The organism is Saccharothrix sp. CCNWYY140, assembly GCF_037401995.1.
GTDB lineage: Bacteria > Actinomycetota > Actinomycetes > Mycobacteriales > Pseudonocardiaceae > Actinosynnema.
In genome coordinates, this window is record NZ_JBBEGC010000072.1 from 29,209 (window position 1) to 36,362 (window position 7,154).

Annotated in this window: 6 protein-coding genes; all 6 read left to right on the forward strand. The window is 72.1% G+C overall.

The features are described 5' to 3' along the window. Window positions 1-2 precede the first annotated feature (2 nt). The 6 genes from WBN91_RS26490 to WBN91_RS26515 all read left to right on the forward strand — a co-directional run bounded on the left by WBN91_RS26490 (window position 3) and on the right by WBN91_RS26515 (window position 6,978). Window positions 3-2,666, forward strand: coding sequence for a helix-turn-helix transcriptional regulator (locus WBN91_RS26490; RefSeq protein ID WP_337727838.1), 2,664 nt, complete (start codon window positions 3-5; stop codon window positions 2,664-2,666). Between the two features lie 73 nt (window positions 2,667-2,739). Beyond that, entirely contained in the window at window positions 2,740-3,726 is a 987-nt protein-coding gene (locus tag WBN91_RS26495) for an isocyanide synthase family protein (RefSeq protein WP_337727839.1), read from the forward strand. Further along, window positions 3,723-4,526, forward strand: a complete 804-nt coding sequence (locus WBN91_RS26500; protein ID WP_337727840.1) for a TauD/TfdA dioxygenase family protein — start codon at window positions 3,723-3,725, stop codon at window positions 4,524-4,526. Before WBN91_RS26495 ends, WBN91_RS26500 begins: the two co-directional genes overlap by 4 nt. Window positions 4,527-4,535: 9 nt before the next feature. Beyond that, window positions 4,536-5,510 carry a UbiA family prenyltransferase gene (locus WBN91_RS26505; protein WP_337727841.1) on the forward strand — a complete coding sequence of 325 codons (975 nt, stop codon included), beginning with the start codon at window positions 4,536-4,538 and terminating at the stop codon, window positions 5,508-5,510. 27 nt (window positions 5,511-5,537) lie between these two features. Further along, on the forward strand, window positions 5,538-6,500 hold the full coding sequence (locus WBN91_RS26510; protein ID WP_337727842.1) for a UbiA family prenyltransferase: 963 nt from the start codon (window positions 5,538-5,540) through the stop codon (window positions 6,498-6,500). Window positions 6,501-6,522: 22 nt separating this feature from the next. Beyond that, window positions 6,523-6,978 carry an NUDIX domain-containing protein gene (locus WBN91_RS26515; protein ID WP_337727843.1) on the forward strand — a complete coding sequence of 152 codons (456 nt, stop codon included), beginning with the start codon at window positions 6,523-6,525 and terminating at the stop codon, window positions 6,976-6,978. Window positions 6,979-7,154: the final 176 nt, after the last annotated feature.

Sequence of the window (7,154 nt, forward strand, 5' to 3'; positions counted from 1 at the left end):
CAGTGCCTTTGATCGAGAGAGAACACCTACTCTCCGAACTGACCGCGCTTTACGCGACCGCGGCGGCCGGGCGGGGCAGGGTCGCACTGGTCGACGGCGGTGTGGCCAGCGGTAAGACCGAGCTGGTCGACGCGCTGGCCGACCGTGCCGTGGAGACCGGTGCGCTGGTGCTCACCGCCGCCTGCTCGCTCGCCGAGAGCACGATCCCGCTCGGCGTGGTGAACCAGCTGTGCCACGGCGCGGACCTGCGCCTGGACGTGGCCGTCGGCGACCCCGACGCGCCCACCCTGCGCCACGACGACGCCCGGCTGCTGGAGAACGTGTGCCGGCTGCTGCTGGACCTCGCCGCCGACCGGCCGCTGGTGGTCGTCGTGGACGACGTCCAGTTCGCCGACCCCCTGTCGCTGCAAGCCCTGCTGTACCTGCAACGGCGCATCCGCGCGGCCCGCGTGCTGCTCGTGCTGAGCGGCTGCGTGTCCGCGCGGCCCGCCGGCGCCGCGTTCCACGCCGAGCTGACCCGGCAGCCGCATTGCAAGCACCTGCGGCTGCTGCCGCTGTCGCGGGACGGCGTCGGGCGGCTGCTCGCCGAGCGGTTCACGCCTGAGGTGGCTCGCCGGTTCGCCGCGCCCGCGCACGCGCTCAGCGGCGGCAACCCCATGCTCGTGCACGCCCTCGCCGACGATTCCCTTGTCACCCAGGACGTTCCGGCGGTGGGTGAGGCGTTCGTGCACGCGGCGCTCGCGTGCCTGCACCGCAGCGACCCGCGCCTGCTGGACGTGGCGCGGGCGGTCGCCGTGGCCGGTCCGCGGGCGTCCACCGACCTGGTGGCCGCGCTCGCCGACGTCACCCCGGCCGCCACCCGCCAGGCCGTGGCCGCGCTCGCCGAGGCCGGTCTGGTCGACGGCCACGAGTTCCACCACCCGGCCGTGCGCGCGGCGGTCCGGGACGACTGCCCGCCGGGTGAGCTGACCGCGTTGCGGCACAAGGCCGCCCGGCTCCTGCACGACGCTGCCGCGCCCGTCGCCGAGGTCGCTACGCACCTGGTGGCCGCCGGTGAGCCGGTCGAGCCGTGGGCTGTGCCGGTGCTCGTCGCGGCGGCGGACGAAGCCGCGGTTCGGGACGCCACCGCCTACGCCGTCGACTGCCTCGACCTCGCGCTGGTGTCCACAGTGGACTCCGCTGAACGGGCGGCCGTCGAAGCCGACCTGGTCCGCTTGCACTGGCGGCACAAGCCTTCGGGCGTGCTGCGGCACCTGCCCTCCTTGCTCGATGCAGCCCGGGGCGGTCACCTCGACGGCCCCGACGCGCTGCTGTTGGCCCGATCCCTGGCTTGGCACGGCCGCTTGGACGACGCCGAAGAGGTGCTGGCCGGGGTCGACCTCGCCGCGCACCCCGATCCGGACATCGCCGCCGACCACAGCGCCACCGCCGCCTGGCTCCACCACTGCCGCCCCGCCGACTCCGCCCCGGCACCCCGCCCCGCCGACTCCGTGCCGTCGCCCCGGCCCGCTGACACCGCGCCGCCGCGTCTAGCCCTGGACCGTGCCGAAGAAGTGCTCCAGCGTGCCCGTCCCGGCGACACGCTCCTGGTCGCGGCCTGGCCCGCCCTCCGCGCGCTGATCAGCGCCGACCTGCTCGACCGGGCCGCCCACTGGTGCGACCGGCTGCACGAGGACGCCGACCGCCGGGGTGTCACGAGCTGGCGCGCGGTCCTCGAAGACGTCCGGGCCGCCATCGCGTTGCGCCGCGGGGACCTCGCGGCGGCGCAGCGGCACGCGGGAGCCGCGCTGGCCACGATGTCCGCCGCCTGCTGGGGCGTCGCCATCGGCTCGCCGCTGGCGCACCTCGTCCTCGCCGCCACCCTCGGCGGCCACCCCGAGCAGGCCGACGAAGCCCTGCGCCGGCCGACGCCGCCCGCGTTGCGGCAGAGCGTGTTCTGGCCCCAGTACCTGTGGGCGCGGGGTGTCCACTACGACGCCGCCGACCGGCAGCAGGCCGCCCTCGCGGACCTCCGCGCCGCGGGCGATCTGGCCGTGCGGTGGGACGTCGACGACCCCTCGGCCCTGCCGTGGCGGGTGGACCTCGCCCGCGTGCACGTCCGCCTGGGCCGGCCGGAACGGGCGCGGGAACTGGTCACCGAGCACCTCGCGCTGCCCGGCGCGGACAGCCCGCGCGCCAAGGGCATGGGGCTGCGCGCGCTGGCCTCCGCGTGCGTGCCCCAGCAGCGCCAGGCGATGCTGTCCGAGGCCGTGGACCTGCTGCACGCCAGCGGGGACCGGCACGAGCTGGCGCACGCGTTCGCCGACCTCAGCCAGACCGGCCAGGCGCTCGGCGAGTTCGGGCGGGCCAAGATGATGGGCAGGCGCGCCCTCCAACTCGCCGAGGGCTGTCACGCCGGGCTGCTGCGGAAGAAGTTGCAACCGCTCCACGACGCGCTGGACGAGCGCGACGGAGGCGCGGTGGACGGGCTCGCCGCCCTGAGCGACGCCGAGCGCCGCGTCGTCGACCTGGCTGCCCGCGGTCACACCAACCGCGAGATCGGGCACAAGCTGTTCATCACGGTCAGCACCGTCGAGCAGCACCTGACCAGGGTCTACCGCAAGCTGGGGATCAGCGGGCGGAGCGACCTGGTGCCGATCGGTCCGGCCGAGGAGGTGTTCGCGTGAGGCGGCGCGAACGCGTGGCCGGGCGTGGCGACCCGTTGCCCGACAAGGAAACCACGATGCGATCGGACACGACATGACCGCAGTCGAGCACGTAGCGATCGGCAGGCAGGCGAGTCTCCTGGCACGGCGGATACTCGCGCTGACCTTCCGGTTCCGCCGCCTCGAACACCCCGACGACCCGTGCGGCGACCAGCCGTGCGGGCAGTGCTACGACACCCACGAGAACCGCGTGCTGCGCTACCTGCTGGCCGGCGAGCCGGTGCACTTCGTGCTGCCCGCGTTCCCCGCGAAGTCCCGCAACCCGGAGAAGGTCGTCGGCTCGCTGCCCGACCTCGGCGAGCGGATCTCCGTGGAGTTCCTCCAGTCCTTCTGCGAGCAGGTGAGCCACTACCACCCGCCGGGCGCGCGCATCCTGATCTGCTCGGACGGCCACGTCTTCTCCGACATCCTGGGCATCCCGGACGACGACGTGACCGCCTACCGCGACGAGCTGCGCCGCATCATCGACCAGACCGGCGCGAGCTCGGTGTCGCTGTACTCGCTGGACGACGCCTTCGGCCTGACCGACTACGACGAGATGCGCGGACTGCTGCTCGCGCGCTTCGCCACCCCGTTGGACGACCTGCGCGCCGAGGTGCGCATGGACCTCGGCGCGCGGTCGATGTTCAACGGGATGCACCGGTTCATGGTCGAGGACCAATCGCCGCTGCACCCGGAGATGAGTCGCACCAAGCTGCGCGAGCACTGCAAGGACTTCGCCTACCGGATGATCCAGCGCAGCCGCGCCTGGGGCGACCTGGTGGCCGCGGAGTTCCCCGACTCGATGCGGCTGTCGATCCACCCGCAGCCCCGGCACGCCGAGAAGATCGGCTTCCACCTCATCCGCACCAGGGACAGCTGGCTCACCCCGTGGCACGGCGTCGTCGTGGACGACGGCACCACGATGACCCTGGTCAAGCGCGCCCAGGCGGAGCGCGACAACGCGTCGCTGATCTGGCGCAACGGCCGCCCGAGCCACTACGTCAACCCCGAGTTCCCGCCGGAGGAGATCGCGTCATGACCAAGGCACACGAGCTGCGCGTCCAGGAGACGCCGCTGGCGCCGTTCGGCCGGCTGGTGACCGCGGACGGCCCCGCCGACCTGCGCGACATCGCGCCCGCCCAGCTGGAGCGCTGGACCGTCGAGTCCAAGGTGGTCGTCCTGCGCGGGTTCCCGTTGCTGGACAAGGAGGACCTCGTCGACTACTGCGCGCAGTGGGGCGAGATCCTGCACTGGGACTTCGGGGCGGTGCTGGACCTGGTGGTCCAGGAGGACCCGAAGAACTACCTGTTCAGCCGCACGGACGTGCCGTTCCACTGGGACGGGGCGTTCGCCGAGGTCGCGCCGCGCTACTTCCTGTTCCAGTGCGTCGAGGCCCCGGTCGCCGGTGGTGGCGGGGAGACCGTGTTCTCCGACAGCGTCGAGGTGCTGCGCCGGACGCCGCAGGAGCTGCGGCTGGAGTGGGCCGACACGCGGGTCACCTACCGCACCGAGAAGCTCGGCTACTACGGCGGCGAGACGGTGTCCCCGTTGCTGGCGGAGCACTCGGAGACCGGCGAGACGATCCTGCGCTACGGCGAGCCGCTGGACCCCGCGAAGTACAAGAACCCGGTGTGGGTCGAGATCGGCGGCAAGTCCGGGGTGGACGCCGAGGCGTTCATGACCGACCTGCGGGACCGGATGCACGACCCGGCGGTCTGCTACCACCACGAGTGGCGGGACGGCGACATCGTCGCGGTCGACAACCAGGCCCTCCTGCACGGCCGCAACGCCTTCCGCGGCAACTCGTCCCGGCACCTCCAGCGCATCCAGATCCTCTAGGAGCACGCCATGACCACGACCGAGAGCATCCGGTTACCGGCCACCGACACCGTGCGGCGGCCCACCCCCCTGCGCAAGCTGGACTGGTCGTTGCGCATCCGCCGCGTCGAGTTCTTCCCGGTGTGGCTGTCGGTGATGCTGATCCCCGCGCTGCTGTCGGTCGACACGGCCGCCGATCTGCTGTCCGGCACGTTCGCCCTGACGCTCGTGACCGTGCTGGCCGTCGTGCACGTCGCCGACATGGTGAACACGCTGGCCGACCGCGAGGTGGACGCGACCTACAAGTCGCGCCTGTCCGAGGCGGTGCACGGGCTGGGCGTGCGGAACGTCCGGTGGCAGATCGGTGCGACCGTGGTGGTCGGGGCGGCGCTGGCCGTCGCCCTCTCGGAGCACACCGGGCACTGGGACCTGCTGCCGCTGATCGCGGTGGAGACCGTCCTGGTGGCCCAGTACTCGGTGCCGCCGCTGCACTTCAAGACCCGTGGCGTCCTCCAGCCGCTCGTCGCGGTCGTCATCATCATCTGGGTCCCGATGACGATCGTGGTGCGCGCGCTGGGCGGCGAACCGGACTGGCCGCTGCTGGCGACGGTGGGCGGGATCGGCGCGGCGCTGATCGGCATCATCGTCGTCAACACGGCCGAAGACCTGCCCGAGGACCGCGCCCACGGCATCCGCACGTCGGTCATCGCCCTGGGCCTGCCCCGGGCGATGGTGTTCGCGACGGGCATGGTCGGCGTCGGCGGCGCGGTCGCCCTCACCGGCCTCCTGGCCGAAGGCGGCCTCTCGTTCGGTCTCCTGCCGCCGCTCGCCGCCATCGGTTTCGCCACGTACCACGTCCTCGGCACCGCCCGCCTCGTGCGCGGGCGGTCCGAAGTGGACGGACTCGCCCTGCTGCGGCCCAGGGCGAAGCTCGTCCCTCTCCAGGTCGCCACCACCGGCTGGGCGACCGTCGTCGCCGCCGCCTTCGTGCTCGCCGGCCGGTGAGCACCCATCCCCCCGGAGGTACACCCCATGTCCGTCGACGAGGTGCGCGCACCCGCCGCACCCACCACCCCCCTGACCGCGGGCCGCCGCCTGCTGTACTCGATCCGCATCCGCCGCGTCGAGTACCTGGCCGTCATGCTGGCGATCTACTCCATTCCCACGCTGCTGTCCGTCGAGTCGGCGAGCACCCTGCTCACGGTCGACTTCGCGCTGGTCATCGTGATGGCCCTGTCCGTCATGCACTTCATCGACATGACGAACGCCTACGCGGACCGCGATGTGGACGCCGTGTACAAGACGCGTCTGTCCGAGGCCGTCTACGGCTTGGGCCTGCGCAACGTGCGCGTGCAGATCGCCATCACCGGCGTGGCCGTGATGGCGCTGGCGGTCTACCACACCCTGCGCACCGGCAACTGGGACCTGCTGCCCCTGGTCGCCTTCACGCTCTACATCGGCGCGCAGTACTCGATCCCGCCGATCCACCTGAAGAACTCCGGCGTGTTCCAGATCCCCGGCTTGGCCGCGGTGCTGCTGTGGCTGCCGATGCTGATCGTCGTCCGGTCCATCCCCGGCGAGCTGACCTGGCCGCTGCTGGCCGTGATCGTCGGCTTCGGCCTGAACCAGGTCGGCATCGTCATGGTCAACACCGCGGAGGACTGGCCGGAGGACGCGGCCTTCGACATCAACACCTGCGTGCGAGCCCTGGGCCTGACCAGGGCGATGGCGGTGGCCACGGGCCTGATCGCCGTCGGCGGCACCACGGTGTGCGTGTCGATCATCTCGATGGGCTTCACCTGGGGCGCACTCCCGATGGTCGCGGCCATCGCCTTCGCCCTGTTCCACGTGTCGGGCACCTGGCGAGGCGTGCGCGGCAAGCCCCTGGAGGACGCCCTGGCGTTCCTGCGCCCCAGGGCCAAGTTCGTCCCGCTCCAGGTGGCCTCCACCGGGTGGGGCACGGTGATCGCGGCGGCCTTCGTACTGGCCGGCTGACAGTCTTTCCTAGGAGGGACACATGGAGCGCTCAGCGTTCTCCTGCTACGTCTTCACCCCCGGCGGGCGACTGCTGCTGACCATGCGAGGTCACGCGAAGCGCACCTGGCCGGGGGTCTGGACCAACACGTGCCACGGCCACCCGACCCCTGGAGAACCAGTGGCGGACGCGGTCGTGCGCACCTTGCGTGCCGAGCTGGGCTTGGTGTCGGTGCACCCGGAACTGGTCCTGTCGGACGCGGTGTCTCCGGTGTACCGGGTGGTGACCGACGCCCGGCCGGTGCCTGATCCGTTGGAGGTGGGCGACTTCGAGTGGGTGGATTGGGCGGACTTCGTCTACGCGGTGCGGACGAACGAAGTTTCGGTTTCGCCTTGGTGCCGGCAGCAGGTGGCCGAACTGGCCGCTTTGGGCGACGACCCGACGCAATGGCCGACGGTCAAGGCAGACGCACGCACCACACTCGAAATCGCCAGCTGAAGCATAATCACCACCCAGGAACGGTTCGGCGCGCGCAACACGGCTTTCGCTGCGCGCGCGGCACCGCTTTTGCGCGCGCAGCGCGCCTTTCGCGCGCGCAGCGCGCCTTTCGCGCGCGGAGCGCGCGGTAGGTGTTACCTACAAGTGGAGGGCCTCGGTTCCCCCACCGTATGGCC

Bases quoted from the DNA above. Each gene is read 5' to 3' on its own strand.
- WBN91_RS26505 (WP_337727841.1), top strand. From the start codon at position 4,536: ATGACCACGACCGAGAGCATCCGGTTACCGGCCACCGACACCGTGCGG.
- WBN91_RS26510 (WP_337727842.1), top strand. From the start codon at position 5,538: ATGTCCGTCGACGAGGTGCGCGCACCCGCCGCACCCACCACCCCCCTG.
- WBN91_RS26515 (WP_337727843.1), top strand. From the start codon at position 6,523: ATGGAGCGCTCAGCGTTCTCCTGCTACGTCTTCACCCCCGGCGGGCGA.
- WBN91_RS26500 (WP_337727840.1), top strand. From the start codon at position 3,723: ATGACCAAGGCACACGAGCTGCGCGTCCAGGAGACGCCGCTGGCGCCG.
- WBN91_RS26495 (WP_337727839.1), top strand. From the start codon at position 2,740: ATGACCGCAGTCGAGCACGTAGCGATCGGCAGGCAGGCGAGTCTCCTG.